Source organism: Bacillus cereus group sp. BfR-BA-01383 (genome assembly GCF_022663495.1).
GTDB lineage: Bacteria > Bacillota > Bacilli > Bacillales > Bacillaceae_G > Bacillus_A > Bacillus_A cereus_AU.
On the sequence record NZ_JAKUFP010000015.1, the window covers coordinates 55,588 to 76,778 of the forward strand.

The window sequence follows — 21,191 nt, forward strand, 5'->3', positions numbered from 1 at the left end:
AATTTTTTTAATACAATCTTTTCGTATAACTTTCTTCTAAAGAACGTGCAACCTCTTCTTCTGAAGCATTCACTTTCGCATGTTCCATTAACATTTTTGCTGCTGAAGGTAACTCTCTTTTATTTAACCAAGATTCTGGATCCCACATCTTAGAACGAATAAAAGCTTTTGCGCAATGAATGTAGCATTCTTCAATTTCAACAACGATTCCAAGTAACGGATTACGTCCATTCGCCTGCATTTCTTTCAAAATTTCCTCATCGTTTGTAATATATGCTTTACCGTTTATTCGGAGTGTTTCCCCAAGACCAGGAATAAAAAAGATTAACCCTACGCGTGGATTTGAAATAATATTCAAAATGGAGTCTATCCGACGATTGCCCGTTCTTTCAGGAATAATAATTTTATTTTGATTTAATACGTATACAAATCCAGGTGCATCTCCTCTCGGCGAAGCATCACACTCTCCTAATTTATTTGCAGTAGATAATACTAGAAAAGGAGATTTAGACAGAAAATCTACACAATGATGATCAAGTGATGAAATAACTTTTTTTAACGCTCGCTCACTTGGTTGCCCTAATATTTCTCGTAGTTCTTCCTCTGTTGAAATAAGCGATTTTATTTCCTTACTCTCTATCCCCACTTATAAACACTCCTTTTTCTTTATTTTCCCAAAATTCAATACGAATATTGTATAATAAAATTTGCAGAAAGGGGAATTAAAATGACAGAGTGGTTAACAATATTTGATTCTGACAGAAATACACTTGGGAAGAAATTACGTGATGAAGTGCATCGTGACGGTGATTGGCACGAAACATTTCATTGTTGGTTTATAGAAAAAGATGCTGAAGATATGTTTTTATATTTCCAATTACGCTCTAAAAATAAAAAAGAAGCTCCGAGTATATGGGATATTACTTCAGCTGGACATATTATGCATGATGAAGAAGTAGAAATTGGCGGTCTTCGTGAAATTGAAGAAGAATTAGGCCTTTCCTTTCAAACTACTGATTTAGCATACAAAGGAATCTTTAAAATAGATTATGAAATTTCAAATCTTACCGATCGTGAATTTTGCCATATGTATTTTCACAATGTACTAAAGCCACTTCCATTTGCACCAGGTGAGGAAGTAGACGATGTGATGAAAGTACATGCAACTGCTTTTCTACAACTATTAAAGAGAGATATTTCATCTTTAACGACTATTTCTGCTCTAAACAGTAAACCGATAACGATAACATTTGAAGATATTTATCCATATGACCTTGAATACTATGAATTTGTTATAAAACAAGGAAAAGAATTGTTAAAAAATAATTGTTTGTAAATAAAATCGGACTCCCAGCTTATATTGCCCCGGAGTCCGATTTTATTTATCATTATTGTTCAAGGGTCTTCAACCTTTTCTCTACTCGCAAAAATAAGCGAATGATTAACAATAGCATGACAGCCATAATCGCTACCATTGTATGAGGATATCTAAACAGTATACTAATAACACTTCCAATTAACATCATGATGAATCCGTTTTGCTTCATCACTTCTGCACTATACCTATTACCCGCATCCCATAATTCCTTATTTTTCATAGATCGTTTCGTACGATAACCATATGCCGCGTTAATATCTGTCGGTGGATTTTTTTGAAGAATCAGTGCCGCAAGTATAAATATAATACCAATCAATATGCTCATTCCTATGTTTACTAGTGCATCAATCAATTATATCCCCCCTAACTTACACTTTCATTATACGATATAACCCTAAATTTTCCAATTTATATCACATTCAGTTTCTTTCTTTCGATGTCTGGAACATGCTTGGAAGTGTTACAAAGCGCGCACCTTTCGTTTTTAACTGCGGAATGATTTTGTCTAGCGCATCTACCGATCCTTGTAAATGCCCACCTGGAGTTGAATGCTGAAGTATGACACTACCAGGAAATGAATTCCCTAACACATTATTTGTAATCGTATCAGCACTTACACCTTTCCAATCAACTGTATCAACACTCCACTGTACAATCATAAAATTTTGCTCAGTCGCCCAATTCAATTGATTTTCAAGTATTTCACCATACGGTGGACGTATAAATTTAGGAGCATAGCCGGCTAAACGTTTTAATATTTCTTCCGTTTTTATAATTTGATTACGGTACTCGGCCTCATTTACTTTCGCTAAATTTGGATGACTATACGTATGATTACCAATTACATGCCCTTCATTCGCGATACGCTTTACTACATTCGGAAACTTTTCAGCATTTTCACCAAGTAAGAAAAAAGTCGCTTTCACATTATGGTGTTTTAACTTATCTAAAATTTTTGGCGTAAATACTAAATCTGGTCCATCATCAAATGTAAGAGCTACTTCCGCTTTATTATATGGTCCTGAAAATGCATACGCATATTTTTCAACCCATGAAAATGGAGTCCATGATCCACGATCTTCTTTTATTTGGACTTCATAATTTTGAGGAACATGTAAAGCGTATGGCAATGAGCTTATATAGTCTCCATAATAAAGTGGAGGATACGGCATATAAGCATACGAAATATCTCGTTCTAGCCCCGATTGAAATGGAACGAACATCTCTGGTGAATAAAAATAATACATGATAAAAACCTCCCTAAAATTTCATATGTGATTCAGCTGCACTTTGTTAGAGAAATTCTTATTCCTAAACAAAAATAAGACTGTCCGTAATTAGGACAGTCTTACTGCTTTATAAAATTAATATATCGTTGTACTATCTTTCGGCAAAGCTTTCACATGCTTTAAATAACTCGTCACTTTGTCATCATCATCTTGCAGATATTGATAACCATTAGTGGTAGCAATTTCATTCGCAACTTCCCTAAATAAATCTCCCATTACCAAGAATGACTCCCAAATACTCTCATATTCTGCATTAGAAAATGTATTTTTAAATTGCTCCCACGTATCTTTGTCAATATATTGCTCGAAATGCTTCCCAAACTTCCCTGTATTAACTGTAAAGTCTGTTTTCATACCAACATGCCATTCTAGCATTACGATTAACATATCTCGTACTGGACCATCAAGCATCCCTTTCACATAAGAAAGTTCTTCTCTCCATAACCCTTTTGCTACATTCGTGCTGCACCACCAAAATTCATTACAGCAATCCAGAAATTCTTTTTCTGTAGGCTTTTTTATTAAGTAATCCTTATCGCTTGCTGGTCGTAATTCTTCAATACATTCATCTTTATCAAGAAGCAGTTTACTTAAGCTATCTTGTCCAACGAACTTATTTATTAAATGAACTGGAACTAGCGTTAAATCAATACGATTCCCATCCATGAACTGCATTAAATACGGAAATTTCCCGTCTTCATCTGCTGGAACTACTGACATTTCTTCCGGCATTTGTACAATCATTATTTCTCCAAATCTACGAATCCAATTATGATCAGACGTAAAAGAGCGTATATCTTTTACAACATAAATAATATCATAGTCTTGAAAACAATCTTTTTTCACATTTGGATTTACACGTGATCCATTCATGATGACTGCTCGAATTCTTTCATCCTCTTTTGCTGTATTTATAATTAAGTCTAGCATTTCTTTTTCAGTTCTCATCTACTTATAACCTCCAATTTTTTAATATATAATATAAAGCTATTTAAATTGGAGGTCCACGGGCTAATTTCGTTGTACACGATACACATTATAATTTTTGAAACTTCTTTTTCATCCCTTTTGCCTCCTTACATCACTCTTTTACGACTGCCGTCACAAAAAAACATCGTGCCTTTTACTCCCAAACGCTATAGCACTTACACATGTGAATCAATAACTATTAATTTATAGAAACGGCCTATCCCTTTTTAACGCTTTTCTACCATACACATTTAATTATACCGAAAATTCTGTTTTAAACAAAAAATAAAAAAGGGACACCCACTCCATTACAGAATAGATGTCCCTGCTTTGTTTATAAATTTAGAGCTTACGGATTAGTAGACCAAAGTCCTGCTGATTTAATAAATGTACGTTTATTTAATTTCAGCTGTGCTACGATAAACTCTGCAATATCTTCTGCTTGCATAACTTTATCAGGATTTCCATCAGTTAATCCTAAATCTACAGCCATATCCGTTGCTACTGTACTTGGTGTTAAAGCAGTTACACGAATGTTATGTTTGCGAACTTCCATCGCTAACGATTCTGTTAAGCCAAGAACACCAAATTTAGAAGCACTATATGCACTTGTTACAGGCGCACCTTTTTGTCCTGCTGTAGATGAAATATTAATAATATCACCAGATTGCTGTTCAATCATGCTCGGTAACGCTGCACGAGTTGCATAGTATACACCCATTAAGTTTACTTGAATGATTTTTTCCCAATCAGCAACGTCTAGTTCTAAAAACTTACCGAATTTAGAAATACCAGCGTTATTAATTAAAATATCGATAGATCCTAAACCGTTTTTTAACGTTTCAATTGCAGTCGTTACCTCTTCATATGAAGATACATCAGCAGTCGCAATAACAGCTTTTACACCTTCTGCTTCTACTTCTTTCGCAACTGCTTTTAAATTTTCTTCTGAACGAGCTAAAAGACCTACATTTACGCCTTCTTTCGCTAATGCGATCGCTACAGCACGACCAATCCCTCTACCTGCTCCCGTAATTAAAGCATTTTTACCTTGTAATAATTCTGCCAAGTGTAACACTCCTTAATCTTCTCAGTTGTTTATTATATTAAAAGTGTAACTATGTTTATGTAAAAAGGCAATGATGCACTTTCATGTGCGTAGGTTACCTGTAGGTAACTATAGTAATGGTAAATGAATATTTTTAAAAAACTAAAGTAATAAATCAATAACTAATCTTCTCTTCATAAAAAATAATAAGATAATTATGAATACCTCTCTTTTCAACATAAAAAAGTCCTCTCTAAGTCTCATTCTTTTCTCCACATTACCAGGAGTTTTTGAATTACTACTTAAAGGGGATAATCTCAAACAACGTTGTTTTATAAACTACAAAATATTATAGGATTTAATCAACTTTTTTAAATTCTTTAGATTCACTTTTGGAATTTCCGGTAAACCGAGAAATAATATAAACAAATGGGGGTATTCAACACCGCTAAATTTTGAGGGAGTAAGTATACTGACTAGCTAAGATTCCGTAACAATATAAATTATGTAAATAAAAGATTTTCTACTAAATTTATTCACTACATTATAGTTGGTTTCGAGTTTCTCTTGAATTACTTTTGCCATCTTCACAGCATATTCTTCAAGTACATTCTTATCATGAGCATATGAAGATGACGCGCAAGCTCATAGTGCTGTTCCTATTCTTCGTCACTAAATTCAAAGCTCTTCTCGAATGGAAGTGAACTGTTACCATTAACAGAATCTATTTCCCTAATTTCACCAAACTGTAATTCTTTTTACCTTTACGAATAATGATAAACCTTCCATCGAATGAGTTTCCAACTGTAACATCTGTATTTACATCCGTTACCTTTTCACCATTCATAGAAATAGCTCCATTATTAATGTCTTCCCTTGCTTGACGTCTAGAAGGTTCAATCCCTAGGTCAACTAACCACTCAACAATATTTTTTGTTTCGTTTGAAGCGTGGAAAGTTGGCATATCTTTAAATCCTTGTTCAATTTCATCTGCAGTTAATGATTGAATATCCCCACTAAATAACGCTTCTGTAATTTTTAATGCTTGCGAAAGCGCATGCTCACCATGAACAAATTTCGTCATTTCTTCTGCTAATACTTTTTGTGCTTCACGTTTATGAGGTTCTGTTTGAACCTTGACCGCTAATTCATCAATTCTATCTTTCGTTAAGAAAGTGAAGAATTTTAAATATTTAATTACATCGCGATCATCTGTATTCACCCAGAACTGATAGAATTCAAATGGTGTTGTTTTTTCTGAATCTAACCAAATCGCCCCACCTGCTGTTTTACCAAACTTTGTGCCGTCTGCTTTTAGCATTAAGGGTATTGTTAATCCAAATGCTTTTACCTCTGCCCCTTCTAATTTACGTATTAAATCTAACCCACTTGTTATATTGCCCCATTGGTCACTACCACCAATTTGTAGTTGTACTCCTTCGTATTTGTATAAATGATGGAAGTCCATAGCTTGTAGAATTTGATATGAAAATTCTGTAAAAGAAATCCCGCTCCCTAATCGACTTGCTACAATGTCTTTTGCTAACATCGTATTCACACTAAAATTCTTACCGTAATCACGTAAAAATTCAATAATATTTACCTGATGTGTCCAGTCATAGTTATTTACCATCTTCACTTTACTATTACCACCAAAATCAAATAGCTTTTTCATTTGTGTCGTCAATGCCTCAACATTATGCTGTACTTGTTCTAACGTCTGTAATTGACGTTCTGTTTGACGTCCACTTGGATCACCAATTGTCCCAGTAGCCCCTCCAATTAAAATTACTGGATGATGTCCTTCTAATTGGAAACGTTTCATCATCATAAATGGGATTAAATGTCCAATATGCATACTATCACCCGTTGGATCTACCCCACAGTACAGGGAAATTTTTTTCTCTTCTACTAACTCACGTAACCCTTCTGCATCTGTTTGTTGATTGATAGCATTACGCCATTCTAATTCGTCAATGATGTTCATGCTTTTCTAACCCCTTTCATTTTTAAGAATTCGCTTTTTAGTGTGTCTGAAAACAAAGGTCCCTATGTCTAAAAAATACATAAGGACCATTCTTAATCGTATTGCCGCCCAGATTGTACCATTAATATTACTCTCAGCAATTGTATCTATAACTACTGCGCTGCACTTCTTCAACGTTTATCGTATACTACACCTTAAACAGACTCATCATTACTTTTATTTTTCACATTGTAAATCATTTCAAGTTTTTCTTGAATTGCGCTTTCAATCTTATTAGCGTATTCATCGAATACATCTTTATCATGAGCGTAGGGAGATAGTGCACAAGCTCGTAGTACTGTTACTTTTCTTTCCTTATCCCATTCTTCTTCACTAAATCCAAGACTTTTCACAAATGGAAGTGGGCTATTTCCGTAATCAGGGATAGCAAAATCTGTATGAGAAGTAAGAAATTCATTGTAGTATATATTTCCTTTTACATAAGAAGATTGACCAAAAAAATCATGATTTAATTTGTTCATTTTTGCTAAACTTGTGTTTCCTTCTTCATTAAATACATAGTCAACCATGTTAAAATCAGGCTTTGTTAATGGATAAACATGAATAGTTTTATCTCCAATTTTAAATTGTTTATCCTGTAAAAAATGATAAAAATGGTAAGCTCCTTCAATACTTGCACCTAGTAATTTACCATAACCAGTTACGTTTAATGGTAATACTTTATGGGCTGTCCAAACTGAGGCTGCAGTTGCCCCTGCTTTAGAACCTTCAAGCATATATGCACCAAGTAATGCAGGAATATCAGCTCCCTTTTCAAACACATATGTTGCGAAGTAAGAAATTACATCACGCATTCTAATATCTTTTACAACAATCCCACCCGCAGAGTATGGTATATATCCCATTTTATGCGGATCAATTGTAACGGTTTCAGCCTGGTCTATTGCCTTGAAAGAATTGTAAATATCTTCTGTCAACCATTCATTTTCCGAATTGAAAATACCATATTTTACATATGTTTCATCGATTTTGTTATAGTCAATAAATTCATTGTTTTCATCTAAGAAAATCGCTCGAGCATACCCGCCATAAGCAGCATCTATATGGATGTAAAAATAAATGCCCTCTTGCGCTAATTTTTCACGCAACGCAACAATCTTATCAATACGATCTACTTGTCCTTCTTCTGTTGTACCAATAACAGCTACCACACCAAGAATAGGTATTTTCTCTGCAGCTAATTCTCGGATTTTTTCTTCAAGTTTATCAATGTCCATGCGATAGTTATGATCAACATCAATTGCTTCCACATTATCAAGGCCTATACCAATAATATCCGCTGATTTTAGCCAAGAATAGTGTTTAGTTTGTGGAATCAACCATTTGCCCAGCTCTTGTAGATGTTGACCATTACGCGCAGAATGTGCTTTAATTTCATCAATTTTTTCAGGTATTCTTTCTAAAATATCTAAAATTTCCTCTGTAGACATATTTAATAATTCCCATTCTGATTTACCTTCTACAAATTGAGGAGCTACTTCTTTAATCGCTAAAGGAAGGGATTTCATGTTTCTTGCATACCAAAGGCCTTCTAGATTAGCAATAGAACCATCCGCACAAATATGCCCCCAACTCTCACCTTTTTTATAACTCATAAGAGCAGCAAATTCATGCCCTACTTCTTCTTCCATTTGAGAAGTGCCTGGAGAAGATTCATACGCCACGTTATTCCCATTCCATAACATTGCAGCTGTATATGCAATAATAGCCGGCATTAATGTTTCTGAATTCATATGTCCCCAAAACCGCCCTGCCGAATGCCATGGTAATGAATTGGTACGAAGTTTTGAAGATAACACATCCATTACACTGCGGATATGGTCAGCAGTTTCTACGAAATTTTTCGAGCTTTTATCTTGCGGAGTAATAACTGGTAGGTCTTGTGGTTGGTAATTTTGACGCCAACCAACATGTTCATCTACCATTTTAATTAACAGCTCTTTAAATAAATCGGCATTTTCACCTTTATCACCTAAGAATAATGCTTTTAAATTAATATCCGGTATTTTATAGTTCATTTTTCATTTCCTCCAAATTATCACAAATATTCCCTAAGTAACCTCGATACAAAATACGTTATTATTTTTTAGTTTTTTCTGCACAAAAAATTCACACATAAATTATTATCTGCCATCAAAAACGGGATATAAAACACTGTTAATCAAATAAGCCAGATCATTTGATAACAAAACTTAAGGAATACGTACCAAATATTTATTTGTTCTTTAGCTTGATTTCCTTATATCCTCAGGTGAGCTATTATCTTTCTTCCACTCTGGTTTTTTAAATTTGTTGATGATAAGTGCTATACCAATCATTGCTAATGTAACGACCACTTGATAAATAACATATCCAGTATATTGACTTGGCTTTAAAATAGATGGCGGAATAATACTTACAATAATCGTAAAAACAATACTTATCATTGAAAGAATAGAGACCATCCATATTAATCCATTCCCTTTACTCCCTAATCTGAATGGTCTATTAACATCTGGCATCTTATAACGCAAGCGAACAGCTGAAATAGCAATTAAAGAGTACACAACACAATACAAAATTGTTGTTGTAATTGTTATTATTAAAAATGCACTGTTTACATCCGGAACTACTATATATAAGATAGCTACTAATGAAATTACAATTGCTTGAATCATCACAAAAGTGATTGGAATATCTTTCTCTGTTCTCTTTTGAAAAAACTTCGGCAAATTCCCTTCCTCTGCCACTTTAATCATAGATTTACTTGGTCCAAGTACCCATGCACTTAGCTGAACTAAAACCCCAATTAAAATCATTAAAGAAATAATGTTAACAAAGATAGATGGAATCCCTAGATTTTTAGTGAAAATCATATATGGCTGTGTTATATTCGCAAGCTCCAATTTACCTTTTGGTACCGCATTTGAAACAGTCAACCCAGCAATGATATTAAAAATTGCTAATAAAATTACTGAAGTGATAACAGCAATTGGATAGTTACGTTTTGGATTATCAATATTATTTGCATGTACAGACGAAATTTCTACTCCTGCAAAAATAAAGATAATTCCTGATAAATAAGTTAAACTTCCTAAGTCCTTAAAATTAGGAATAAGATCCTTTGGCTTAAAGCCGCCTAAATAACTATTCGATTGAATCCCGTTTTTCACCATATAAATGACACCTAGAACAACAAGAATGACAAACGGAATGTACACACCAATAACAGCGCCCCAGTTACCCGCAACTTTTACCATATCAAACTTAAGGTTTAATAAAGTCACACTCCAGTATGAAATTAAGATTATGGCAAAAATAAAGTAGTTATTTGAAGATAGTTCTGGCTTATTAATAACGTAACCCGATAGAATACCAACAGTTGACGCAACCATTACCATCCCAAAAAACATTTGAACCCATAATAACCATGAGGTGACAAATCCCCATTTCTCACCTAATGCATTTTCGACCCAAACTTGAGGTCCACCTTCTTCAGGGAAAGCCGTAGAAAGCTCAGCTGACATTAACGCAATAGGTAGAGCGAATGCAAACGCAGCTATCAACATATAGAAGATTTGGGTCCAACCAGTAATTGAAAGAGTCGGCACACTTCGTACCGTTCCAAAAAAGGCCATTGTAATACCAATTAACCCAAAAAGTGTCAATTTTTTTATATTAGACATAAAAATCCCTTTCTTTTCCATATTTAAACTAATTCATAAAAAATATTAGATGTACCCTTTTTAAAATAGGCATATCAATTAATACTTATGTAAGAAAAGGATTTGGCAAATTTTAATAACTAGGTAAATTTCTTTAATAGGTGTCTTTTCATAAAGGCATATGCAACCTGATGATCTCGTTTTTTATGAATTTGAATATCCAATGTGTACCCTTCTTTGTTCCTCCACCATATTTCAAATGCGCCAATTACTCCTCATCAAGAAGAAACGAGAATTAAGCGAATATAAATAACTTAACAACCCACATTAGCAACAAAACATGAAAAAAAGGCATTCCAAATATGGAACGCCTTCTTTTATTTTATAAAATCATCAACTTAAACCTATTTTTCAAATGTACTCTTTAACAATCTGAAATATTCTAATTAACATAACCCATCATTATCAGTAGTCAGTAATGAATAGAAATTTAGTTATGGGGGATTTTGATTCTTTAGGTTGATGGGCATGCGGAAACTTCCCTAACACTGTTTTTCTTTATAATAAGGAATACGTACAATAAATTCCGCACCATTTCCTTCCGTGCTCTTAACTTTAATTTCCCCTTGATGAAGATCTACTACTTTTTTTACAATCGCCAATCCCAATCCGCTACCTCCATGAGCGCGATTCCGTGAAGAATCTGCTTTGTAAAAACGTTCAAAAACATGCTGCTTCTGTTCCTCTGATATACCAATTCCATTATCATGAATACGTACTTCCACTAATTCCTCATGTTCTTTTAACTGAATTGTAATCGTACCACCACTTGGAGTATATTTAATACTATTATGAATTAAATTAATCCACACTTGACTCATACTTTCTTGGTCGGCAGTAATTTGCACTTTTTCTAAATCAAGGTCTAACTCAATTTCTTTTTCAGCCCAAAGCGGTTCACTATTTAACACAATTTGCTTTAATTGTTTATCTAATCGATAAGCCACTCTTTCTGGTATATACTCTTCTGATTCTAAAAGAGTTAGCTTCAGTAAATTTTGACTTAGTTTAGATAATCTCGTTGTTTCAGTTTCAATAATGGTAAGATAATGCTTTCTTTTCTCCTCAGAAAGATTATTATCTTGTAGCGCTCTAGCAAACCCTTTTATAGAAGTTAATGGCGACTGTATTTCATGAGAAACATTCGATACAAATTCTTGTCTCATTTTCTCCATTGCATTCAGTTCATCTGTCATATCATTTATACTTTTTACGAGTACACCAATTTCTCCATCATACTTTTCTTCATTTCGTATTTTTACAGAGAAGTCCCCTTTTGCAATTTTTTGTATCGGTTCAATAATAGTCCAAATCATCGCCTCTCGTTTTGGTCTCATTAATACTCCAATCAATACCCAAATAAGAACAATAAATACAAAGCCGGCCATATTACTAATTAAAAAAGTAACAAACGGCGATACGTTTATTTCTAGAGCATCTAATATACTAGATGCTACATAAAATGCGATAGACCAAATTATAGTGAGAAAAGAAAAGAGCGCTATGACCGCTCCAATTACTTTCAGTATCTTTAACTTACTCATTCGTTCTCTTCTTCTCATTTACTTACCTCTAAGCGATACCCTAATCCTCTTATCGTTTTGATACTAAACTTCGAACTCTCTTCTTGAAACTTCTCACGTAACCGATTAATATGAACGTCTAGTGTACGTTCATTCCCTTCAAAATCATACCCCCATACACCTTCAATTAATTGCTCTCTTGAACATGTCCTTCCAGCTTTAGATCCTAATGTAAAGAGTAACTCAAATTCTTTTAGCGGCAACGTAATGGTCTGTTCTCCAAGTGTAACTTCAAATGTTTTACGATTTAATAATACGTCTCCAACTTGAATAGATTGCGATACTGTAATTTGGTAACGTTTCAGTAATGCCTTTACTCTCACTACTAGTTCTATCGGATCAAATGGTTTTACAAGATAATCATCTGTTCCAAGGTGAAACCCTTTTACTTTTTGAGACGTCTCACCTTTGGCAGTTAGCATCAGAATCGGGATATCATAGTATTTTCTTAATTCAAAACATACATCAAAGCCATCCATATTCGGCATCATAATATCGAGAATAACCATATCAACTTTCACTTCATCTATCTTCTGAAGTGCATCTAGTCCATCAATCGCCTCTAATGTTTGAAAACCTTCCCGTTCTAAAAAAACAGAAACAAGTTCTCTAATGTGCGGGTCGTCGTCTACGATTAAAATTTTAGGTATCAAAGGAACCATTTCCTTTCTACTTAGCATCCTTTATACAGTTTTTAAAAATGAATAATCAGCGAAGTACAATCCCCACTGATTATTCATTTTATAATGCGCCCTCTTTAATTTTCAATTGTTGCGTTGCAAATTCGCGATACATATCATGCGTCTGTAATAATTCATCATGTGAGCCACTTCCTGTAAGATTCCCTTTTTCAATAAAGATAATTTTATCTGCATCTACAACAGTAGAAAGTCTATGTGCAATAACTAACGTTGTTCTGCCTTTCATTAAGTTGTTTAATGCTTTTTGGACGACAGACTCCGATTTACTATCCAGGCTTGAAGTTGCTTCATCTAACATAAGAATTTGTGGATTTCGAAGTAACGCTCGGGCAATAGCAATTCTTTGTCTTTGTCCTCCCGAAAGCTTCACACCACGTTCTCCAACTTCTGTTGCATATCCGTTTGGTAAGTCATGAATAAATGCATCAACATATGCCATCGCTGCTACTTTTTCGATTTCTCCATCAGTCACTTCGCCTTCAACACCGTAACAAATATTATCACGAATCGTTCCATCAATTAATGGACTATCTTGTGATACATAACCGATTTGACGTCGCCATGACTGTAATGAATAGCTCGTAATTGATTCTTTTCCTAATTTAATGGCACCACTAGTTGGCTCATAAAAACGTTCTAGTAATGAGAATAACGTTGTTTTCCCGCTACCACTTGGTCCTACGATCGCTGTTACTTTTCCAGATTCAATTGTAAAATCAATATTCTTTAAGACTTGCTCTTCTTTGTTATACTCGAAATGTACATTTTCAAGAACTATCGGCTGCTTAGCATTTGAAACCTTCACACCAGTTTCATGGTCCTCTACCTCATATTCTAAGATCGTATTAATTCTTTCAGTTGCGCCAATTGCCTTTTGAAATTGTGTAAAGAACATAGATAATTGACTCATCGGCATTATTATTTGAACTAAATATAAAATAAACGCTACAAGTTCTCCTGTTGTTAATGCACCGCTAGAAACGCGCATTCCACCATATCCTACGATAATAACAAGCAATGCCATTAAAACAAACGACATAACTGGCGAAATTAATGCTTGCACTTTTCCTTCTTTCAAACCAAATTGTAATAACTTTTGTATACCTGTATTTCCTGTTTCATATTCTCTTTTTTCTGTATTTGAAGATTTCACTAAACGAATTTCTGATAACACTTGTGTTAACACACTGGTAAAAGAAGCTGTTTCATCTTGAAGCGCTTTTGAAATCTTATACATTTTTCGTCCAAGTGGCACTAAAATTAGTACAGACAACGGAATAACCGTTAAAAGTAAAGCAGTCATTTTCCAATCTAAAACAAACAATACAATTAACGATCCAACAATTGAAATACCGCCTGTTAATAAGTTTGACAAATGCTCAGAAATTAACGTTTTAACAACGCCTGTATCATTTGTCATACGGCTAATTGTATCTCCCGTTCTATTTTGGTCATAATAAGAAACTGGTAAAATAAGTACCTTTTTCCATAATCGTTCCCTCAGCCCCGCGACAATCTTCTGTCCAATAAAATTCAGTAAATATATAGACAATCCTGCAGCAATGGTTTGCATAATAAAGAAGGCAACTAATCCAACAATTTGTCCCGTACTAATTGAAGAAAGCGAAAAATTATCTACTAATCCTTTTGTTAACATCGGAATAAATAAACTCGCTCCCGTAGAAAGCAAACTCATTAATAATGCAAAAGCAAGAATCCCTTTCGGAGGATTTGTATCTTGAATAAGGCGTAAAAACTGCCTCCAACTCCCTTTTTTCTTCATTTCATTTCTAACTTCCATGCATGTTCATCTCCTCGTGTTAAGCCAAACTGTTCTTTCTAAAACTAGAATACAATACAAATGTAAACTGAATGTAAACACACTTTTTCTATTTTTACAAAATATACATGCAAACTCATCTTTACAACAGATATAAACATCTGATATTATTACCTGGTACTTAATATTATTCTATGTGAATTTTAGATAACTAATTTAAAATACTATTTAAATCTCCAATTATTGAAAGGAGTATCCTTTTTGCAAACAAATATACATTCCGAAAAGGAAACAATCATTTTTATTCATGGATTAGTTGGCAATCGCCGTGCCTTCAAAAAAGAGCATAAACGATTTTCTGCCTCCTACAACGTTATAACTTATGACTTATTAGGTCACGGTGACGATAAAGGAGAAGCTATCGAATTTTCATTACAGCGCCTCGTAGATCAATTATTGAGCTTATATGAAAAAGAAGGCATTAAAAAGGCTCATATTTGCGCTTTAAGCTATGGCTGTTATATCTCTACAATTTTTGCCCAAATGCACCCAGAAAAAGTATTAAGCATTTGTCATATTGGTGGACATTATAATAATCCGTCCCTTTTATATAACGTATTTCAAAAATTTTGGGAGAAGCGAGGGGATGAATACTCTAAATGGCTCTCTCAATACGCAAATACTATTTTTCCGAGTGGCATACTAAGAGCAAATCCATTCGCAGTCATTTCCAGGAATATTTACTACCGTTTCGGATTACAATTACATTCGTCAATTATTGCCCAATCATTACGACACCGTTTAGAATTCGATTTAAAGTCTAAATTAAAATCACTTCCCCACCCTATACTATGGGTAATGGGCGAACATGATCATCTCTATAAATCTTGTCTTTTTGATTTAAAGTCCATTCTTCCTAACGTTTTATATAAAGAAATCCCGTTAGCTGGACATGCAGCAAACTTATTTCGCCCCAACTACTTTCATGATTTGTATGCTAAATTTTTGCATGGGAAATTAAAATAAATGCTTCTATATTTGTAATCTATCCAAATATGAAAAAGGCTTCCCAAGTTTCCCTGGAAAGCCTTTTCTCTATACAAAAAGTATAAAAAATACTTTTTCTTAGTATGCTTTTGTGTAACCTAATAGGTGCTTGCTCCAGTAAGAGTTGCTTACTGAACTAATACGTACACCAGTTTCATCAGTTTCTGCACTAATGAACTGACCGTTTCCTAAGTAAACACCCATGTGAGAAGGACCTGATTTATAAGTATTTTGGAAGTATACTAAATCACCTGGTTGTGGATTGCTAGTTTTCGTTTTAGAGCTCCAGTATCCAGCAACTGTTTGACGAGCGCCTGTATGACCAGTTTGATTTAATACGTAGTGAATGAATCCACTGCAGTCAAAACCAGCAGGTGTTGTACCAGCAGTTCTGTATGGTGAACCATTTAATGATCTAGCAAATGCAGCGATTGAAGATGTATCTCCACCTGTTGGCGCTGTTGGTTTTTGTACTTGGTTAGAACCTTGGTTACCACCAGTAACTACATTGTTCACTCCGCCTTTTACAAACTTAACAAAGTCTGCACTTACATAACCTGTGCGGCCGTTATGGTTAATTTTATACCAACCATTTTCAGCGCCAGTAACGTTTAATACTGTACCATTCGTTACTCCACCAATTACAGCGTTATATGTAGCTGGGCCTGTACGTACTTTTAAAGCACCAGTGTTAACAACATATGAACCACCAGTTTGAACTGTAGTAGTATTGTTGTTGTTTGTAGTTGGTTGTTGTGTTTCGTTAGAAACAGCAGAACCACCTTTTGTTACGAAGTCTTTGCTTACGTATCCAGTTCCACCATTGAAGTTGATTTTAAACCAATCTTGCACTTCACCAACAACTTGTACTGTTTTACCTTTATTTACAGAACCTAATACTGTATGAGAAGTACTTGGGCCTGTACGTACGTTAAGTGAAGAAACGTTTACTGTGTAAGTACCTGTTCCTTGTTGAACAGTTGTTCCTTTATTACCACCATTTGTTACGAAGTCCCCACTTACATAACCTGTTTGGCCATTTACATTAACTTTGAACCAACCATTTTCTTGTCCAATTACTTGTAGTACTTGACCTTCTTTTACTTTAGAAATAACGTCATGTCCTGTACCAGCACCTGAACGTACATTTAATACATCAGCTGTTACTGTGTATTTTAATTCAGAAGTTGTTTCTACGGTTTTTGTTTCAGTTACAGTCGTTTGAGTTTGTGTTTGTCCATTAATTTCTTTTAGCGCTTCGTTTGAAACTTGTGCATGAGCAGAATCCATACCTGGAACTGCAACGCCTGCTACTGAAGCTGCTGCTAAACCTGCGATTATTTTTTTCATAAGTTGTCTTTACTTCCTTTCCCTACTATCCTCTTAAAAAAAACTTATAAACTTAATACTTTACAATACTATCAAAGTAAAATATTCATCAAGTTCCATTTTTTAGCAAGAGTTTTATTTTTCACACGTAGTTCATTTTAAACGCATGAAGTGAAATCCGTGTGAACTTCATGTGAACTTTACCATTAAACACACTGTTTTTGCAACGATTTTAAAAAAATTCTTATGTATCGCATTAAAATTCGACATTTCAATTAATATTTCAATATAGAATTTCTATTTTCTATCCACTATAAAAAATTCTATTAACCTAATACAAAATAAAGTATGTGTTTTCTTATAAAGCTACTTACATGAAGTGTACTCTTATCATGACAAAAATCACTCTATTTATCAATAGTATAATATTTTTAGAAAACTAATTTCCTATACTATCTAAAACTTTGAAACAATTTGACGAATTGTAAGATTTAATTCCTAAAGTCTCACTCACTTTAAAGAAAATACACACTCTATTAACTATTTATTGTTACTAACTATGGAATTTTCAGGATATTTTTATTATCATATTGATATCCGTATAAAATAACACTTTAATAAATCGGTGTTTTGTTCATTCCCACTAACACCCACACGGATCAGGTCAAATTTCGAGGTAAAAGTCTCATTATATTAAAAAAAAGGGAGGCCATTCGTGAAAAACATAATAGATGATCATATAAATAAAAATATAGAACTATACTATGCTTCTATTCTATTCGTTTCATTTATAACATTACAAAAAGTAGCAGCTATTGAAACACGTAAAAACGAATTAAAAAATCAGATGAAAAATGCCGAGCAAAAAAATCCTTATTACTTATAAAAAGACTGTGTGTTGTTATCTAAAATAAGTAACAGCACACAGTCTTGCTTATGTAGCGATCTACAACGATATTTTACTTAATTAACTAATCCAAAAGCATATGTCATTAACTTATTCGTCTCTGTAAAACGTTTTGTTTTACCTGATGTCCCCATGACTACTGTAATAACTCGATTGTCACCTTGTTTTGCAGTACCTGTAAAACAATACCCTGCGCTATCTGTGAATCCTGTTTTTAATCCGTCTATTCCTTCTATATATAAATCTTTATTATTTTTGTTTAACATATCGTTCGTACTTACAACATTAATATTATTAAATGCTAACTGACTTTGACGTAAGTGAGTCACTTCTAATATCTCTGGATAATCTTTTATAAGATGATACGCTAACTTTGCTACGTCAGCAGCCGTCATCTTTGTTTCACTTCCATCAGGCTCTTGTAACCCAGAAGCATTTGCAAATTTAGCATATTCCGACATTTCGAACTGTTTCGCTTTCGCGTTCATAAGCTGAACAAAATCTTTCTCCGTCTTTGCGATATGCTCTGCTAAAGCCACAGCCGAATTGTTAGCTGACTCAATCATTAACGCATGGTATAAGTCTTTTACAGTTAATGTATCATTAACTTGTACTAGGATTCTTGCACCCTCTGTTTGTGCCGCTTTTGCACTCATTGTCACTGGATCTTCCCAACGAACTTTCCCATTATGTACACTCTCTAATAAAAGATATGCTGTCATCATCTTAGACATACTAGCTGGCGCAAAAGCCTCATTCTCGTTATTTTGATAAATAACATCTCCATCACTCGCATCTATAACGATGGCTGCTTTTGCATTAATTTCCGGTGGAATATACTTTTGTGGAACTTCCTTATCAGTTAGCCCTATTTTAGGTAATTCAGCTACCTGTAAAGGTTGTGCATCTACGCTGTTCCCACTCTTTTGAGCCCCTTGGAAAAAGAACCAACATATACCCAAAACTACTACTAATAGGATTGCTATTCTTCCCCATTTTAACTGCTTCATTTTAAAACTCCTTTAGTAAACCTTTTATACACTCGAATTTAACCATAACAACTTTTCCTTTATATCGTCAAGGTAAAAAACATATTCATTCATCTATTGCAATTTTATTTCAATGTATTTATGTTACACTAATAATACAGAAATATAAGAATATTTAACAATACAGTCTCGTAAATAAACTATTTAATAGAAGGGATTCATACAAATGTTACTTCCAAAATCATTAAAATACGGAGACACAATTGGTATCTACTCACCTTCTTCACCAGTAACCTACACTTCTCCAAAAAGATTTGAACGAGCAAAATCTTACTTACAACAGAAGGGATTTCGTATATTAGAAGGTTCCCTAACAGGCCGACATGATTACTATCGTTCTGGCAGTATACAAGAGCGTGCTGAGGAACTAAATGACTTGATAAGAGACCCTGATGTTTCTTGTATTATGTCAACAATTGGTGGCATGAATGCTAATTCATTATTACCTTATATTGATTATGATGCTTTTCAAAATAACCCTAAAATAATGATTGGCTATTCAGACGCAACAGCTTTACTACTAGGAATTTATGCAAAAACAGGAATTCCTGCATTTTACGGTCCGGCACTCGTACCTTCCTTTGGAGAATTTGAACCTTTTGTAGATGACACATACAAATATTTCTCAGAAACATTAATAAACGATCAACCTCTTCCTTACCATATAAAAAAACCGTTATTTTGGTCAGATGAATTTATTAATTGGGAAGAGAAGACGAAAGAAAAAGAACTTAGACCAAATAATTGGATTTCTGTAACGAATGGACAAGCTACTGGGCGTATTATTGGCGGAAACTTAAATACAATACAAGGAATTTTCGGGAGCCCTTATATGCCATGCATTCAAGAAGGAGATATTCTATTTATTGAAGATAGCTCAAAAGATGCAGCTACTATTGAAAGAAGCTTTTCATTACTTAAGATTAACGGAGTATTTGATAAAGTTTCAGGTATTATTCTTGGAAAACATGAGCAATTTGATGATTGCGGTACAAATCGAAAACCTTACGAAATACTATTAGAAGTACTACAAAATCAAAGAATTCCTTTTTTGGCTGACTTTGATTATTGTCATACACATCCAATGATCACAATGCCTATTGGTATTCAAGTTAAGATGGATGCAACTAATAAAACAATACATATTTTAGAAAAATGGCAGGTCTAAAAAATATATATATTAATAAGAAGAAACTATAATGAACTTTTCCGTTAGAAAACATTAAAAAACTCCGTTCATCACAAACGGAGCTTTTCATTATTGACCTAAATTTTGTACCTTATCTTTCAAAGCTTGAACTTGATCTATCGTCTGCATAAGCTCAGAGTTTTTAAATTGCTCTACATCCATTTTTCCTTCTTCTATTTTCTTCATAGATGTATCAATTAATGTATTTAACTTCTCATTATATCCAACGATTTGTTGGTGAAGATCTTTCGCAACATCTGGTGGTGTTAATTCATTAAAAGCTGGTATATCTTGTTTAATTTCATTTAGCTTCGTTTCCAATTCTTTGCGAGCTTCTTTATCATTAACAGCCTTTTCTACTAACGCTGGAGCTTCATTTGCAAATGCACTTATTTCATTTACATAGTCTGTTGCTTTTTGAGCATAATCTAACGAATTCTTTCCTTCCTCTACTACCGAACATCCCATTAAACCAATTGAAACGATAATTGCAAGTAACATTGTTTTTGTAAATTTCATTTTAACCTCCTAAATAATTGTTATTCCTTCATACTTATATAAACAGTATGTTTTCTTCTTATACACCTAATCACAGCATATGTTATTTTCTAATTTTCATTTTATATATTCTAGAAAAATTACTCTTTTCCTGTTCAACGTGTACATCGAGAAAAAATATAACATCATTTCCTCTTTTATCTTCCTACAGTCCTTATCTCTCAAAGTAAAGCATCTATACCTATCCTTAACTATTTTCATTGAAATACAAGCAAGCAAACAGACATACTTATTTTAAGTACATCCGTTCGCTTGAAGTCATCCCTCATTTATGCTCTTACATGACCAATAACTGTAACCACTTCAATTTCTATATGTACACTAATAATATCTTCAATAATATCCGTATATCCTTGTCCTAAAGGTGTTCCGTACTGTAATAATATCTCCTTATTTGCATAAACGGACTTCGGCACCGTAAAAATAAATCTCCTCAGATTCCGTTCATCAGCTGGTTCCATAATTAAAACAATCCCATCTTCTTCAAACATATAATCACGCCTTCCAACTATGCATTCACTATGGCTCAGTATTGCCTTAAACAGCTAGATTTTAAACCCTACCTCCAGTGAAACAATTCGGATCTTACAAAAAAACACAAACCTTGAACTAT

19 protein-coding genes and 1 pseudogene are annotated in these 21,191 nt (G+C 33.9%); 4 read left to right on the top strand and 16 right to left on the bottom strand.

Going from position 1 to position 21,191, the window contains the following annotated elements; all coding sequences use genetic code 11:
• Positions 1 to 7: 7 nt before the first annotated feature.
• Entirely contained in the window at positions 8 to 646 is a 639-nt protein-coding gene (locus tag MR065_RS15535) for a pyridoxamine 5'-phosphate oxidase family protein (RefSeq protein ID WP_242214278.1), read from the bottom strand.
• Between the two features lie 81 nt (positions 647 to 727).
• On the opposite strand from MR065_RS15535, the gene MR065_RS15540 reads away from it, so the two are divergent.
• Positions 728 to 1,336, top strand: coding sequence for an NUDIX hydrolase (locus tag MR065_RS15540; RefSeq protein ID WP_242214279.1), 609 nt, complete (start codon positions 728 to 730; stop codon positions 1,334 to 1,336).
• A 52-nt stretch (positions 1,337 to 1,388) separates the two neighbouring features.
• Here MR065_RS15540 and MR065_RS15545 read toward each other — a convergent pair whose 3' ends face one another.
• The 11 genes and pseudogenes from MR065_RS15545 to MR065_RS15595 all read right to left on the bottom strand — a co-directional run bounded on the left by MR065_RS15545 (position 1,389) and on the right by MR065_RS15595 (position 14,520).
• On the bottom strand, positions 1,389 to 1,727 hold the full coding sequence (locus MR065_RS15545) for an SdpI family protein (RefSeq protein WP_242214316.1): 339 nt from the start codon (positions 1,725 to 1,727) through the stop codon (positions 1,389 to 1,391).
• A 70-nt stretch (positions 1,728 to 1,797) separates the two neighbouring features.
• Positions 1,798 to 2,625 carry a peptidoglycan-N-acetylglucosamine deacetylase gene (locus MR065_RS15550; protein WP_242214280.1) on the bottom strand — a complete coding sequence of 276 codons (828 nt, stop codon included), beginning with the start codon at positions 2,623 to 2,625 and terminating at the stop codon, positions 1,798 to 1,800.
• A gap of 117 nt (positions 2,626 to 2,742) precedes the next feature.
• Positions 2,743 to 3,615, bottom strand: a complete 873-nt coding sequence (locus MR065_RS15555; RefSeq protein WP_242214281.1) for an aminoglycoside 6-adenylyltransferase — start codon at positions 3,613 to 3,615, stop codon at positions 2,743 to 2,745.
• Between the two features lie 370 nt (positions 3,616 to 3,985).
• Positions 3,986 to 4,705 carry a 3-ketoacyl-ACP reductase gene (locus MR065_RS15560; RefSeq protein WP_000818985.1) on the bottom strand — a complete coding sequence of 240 codons (720 nt, stop codon included), beginning with the start codon at positions 4,703 to 4,705 and terminating at the stop codon, positions 3,986 to 3,988.
• Positions 4,706 to 5,408: 703 nt separating this feature from the next.
• Positions 5,409 to 6,671 carry a tyrosine--tRNA ligase gene (tyrS, locus tag MR065_RS15565; protein WP_128281378.1) on the bottom strand — a complete coding sequence of 421 codons (1,263 nt, stop codon included), beginning with the start codon at positions 6,669 to 6,671 and terminating at the stop codon, positions 5,409 to 5,411.
• Positions 6,672 to 6,865: 194 nt separating this feature from the next.
• Positions 6,866 to 8,749 carry a tyrosine decarboxylase gene (gene tdc / locus MR065_RS15570; RefSeq protein WP_242214282.1) on the bottom strand — a complete coding sequence of 628 codons (1,884 nt, stop codon included), beginning with the start codon at positions 8,747 to 8,749 and terminating at the stop codon, positions 6,866 to 6,868.
• A gap of 207 nt (positions 8,750 to 8,956) precedes the next feature.
• A complete protein-coding gene (gene tyrP, locus MR065_RS15575; protein ID WP_242214283.1) occupies positions 8,957 to 10,396 on the bottom strand; it encodes a tyrosine-tyramine antiporter in 1,440 nt (479 codons plus the stop codon).
• 125 nt (positions 10,397 to 10,521) lie between these two features.
• Positions 10,522 to 10,617, bottom strand: a pseudogene (locus tag MR065_RS15580) (IS6 family transposase); the annotation flags it as partial.
• A 300-nt stretch (positions 10,618 to 10,917) separates the two neighbouring features.
• Positions 10,918 to 11,997 carry an envelope stress sensor histidine kinase HitS gene (gene hitS / locus MR065_RS15585; RefSeq protein ID WP_242214284.1) on the bottom strand — a complete coding sequence of 360 codons (1,080 nt, stop codon included), beginning with the start codon at positions 11,995 to 11,997 and terminating at the stop codon, positions 10,918 to 10,920.
• Complete coding sequence (gene hitR / locus MR065_RS15590; protein ID WP_242214285.1) at positions 11,994 to 12,671, bottom strand: envelope stress response regulator transcription factor HitR; 678 nt, start codon at positions 12,669 to 12,671, stop codon at positions 11,994 to 11,996. The genes hitS and hitR overlap by 4 nt, the downstream gene beginning before the upstream one ends.
• 88 nt (positions 12,672 to 12,759) lie before the next feature.
• Positions 12,760 to 14,520, bottom strand: a complete 1,761-nt coding sequence (locus MR065_RS15595; RefSeq protein ID WP_242214286.1) for an ABC transporter ATP-binding protein — start codon at positions 14,518 to 14,520, stop codon at positions 12,760 to 12,762.
• A gap of 240 nt (positions 14,521 to 14,760) precedes the next feature.
• Here MR065_RS15595 and MR065_RS15600 point away from each other — a divergent pair, with 240 nt between their 5' ends.
• Entirely contained in the window at positions 14,761 to 15,525 is a 765-nt protein-coding gene (locus MR065_RS15600) for an alpha/beta fold hydrolase (protein ID WP_242214287.1), read from the top strand.
• A 99-nt stretch (positions 15,526 to 15,624) separates the two neighbouring features.
• On the opposite strand, the gene entFM is transcribed toward MR065_RS15600, so the two are convergent.
• Positions 15,625 to 16,896, bottom strand: a complete 1,272-nt coding sequence (gene entFM / locus MR065_RS15605) for an enterotoxin EntFM (RefSeq protein WP_242214288.1) — start codon at positions 16,894 to 16,896, stop codon at positions 15,625 to 15,627.
• A 694-nt stretch (positions 16,897 to 17,590) separates the two neighbouring features.
• On the opposite strand from entFM, the gene MR065_RS15610 reads away from it, so the two are divergent.
• Positions 17,591 to 17,761, top strand: a complete 171-nt coding sequence (locus MR065_RS15610) for a DNA mismatch repair protein MutT (RefSeq protein ID WP_242214289.1) — start codon at positions 17,591 to 17,593, stop codon at positions 17,759 to 17,761.
• 77 nt (positions 17,762 to 17,838) lie between these two features.
• On the opposite strand, the gene MR065_RS15615 is transcribed toward MR065_RS15610, so the two are convergent.
• The gene (locus MR065_RS15615) at positions 17,839 to 18,792 is read right to left on the bottom strand and encodes a D-alanyl-D-alanine carboxypeptidase family protein (protein WP_242214290.1); all 954 of its coding nucleotides are present in this window, start codon (positions 18,790 to 18,792) and stop codon (positions 17,839 to 17,841) included.
• A gap of 205 nt (positions 18,793 to 18,997) precedes the next feature.
• On the opposite strand from MR065_RS15615, the gene MR065_RS15620 reads away from it, so the two are divergent.
• Positions 18,998 to 19,999 carry a S66 family peptidase gene (locus MR065_RS15620; RefSeq protein ID WP_242214291.1) on the top strand — a complete coding sequence of 334 codons (1,002 nt, stop codon included), beginning with the start codon at positions 18,998 to 19,000 and terminating at the stop codon, positions 19,997 to 19,999.
• Positions 20,000 to 20,089: 90 nt separating this feature from the next.
• Here the strand turns inward: MR065_RS15620 and MR065_RS15625 are convergent, their stop codons facing one another.
• Both MR065_RS15625 and MR065_RS15630 read right to left on the bottom strand, forming a co-directional pair.
• Positions 20,090 to 20,539, bottom strand: coding sequence for a DUF6376 family protein (locus tag MR065_RS15625; RefSeq protein WP_242214292.1), 450 nt, complete (start codon positions 20,537 to 20,539; stop codon positions 20,090 to 20,092).
• Positions 20,540 to 20,847: 308 nt separating this feature from the next.
• Entirely contained in the window at positions 20,848 to 21,069 is a 222-nt protein-coding gene (locus MR065_RS15630; RefSeq protein ID WP_242214293.1) for a hypothetical protein, read from the bottom strand.
• Positions 21,070 to 21,191: the final 122 nt, after the last annotated feature.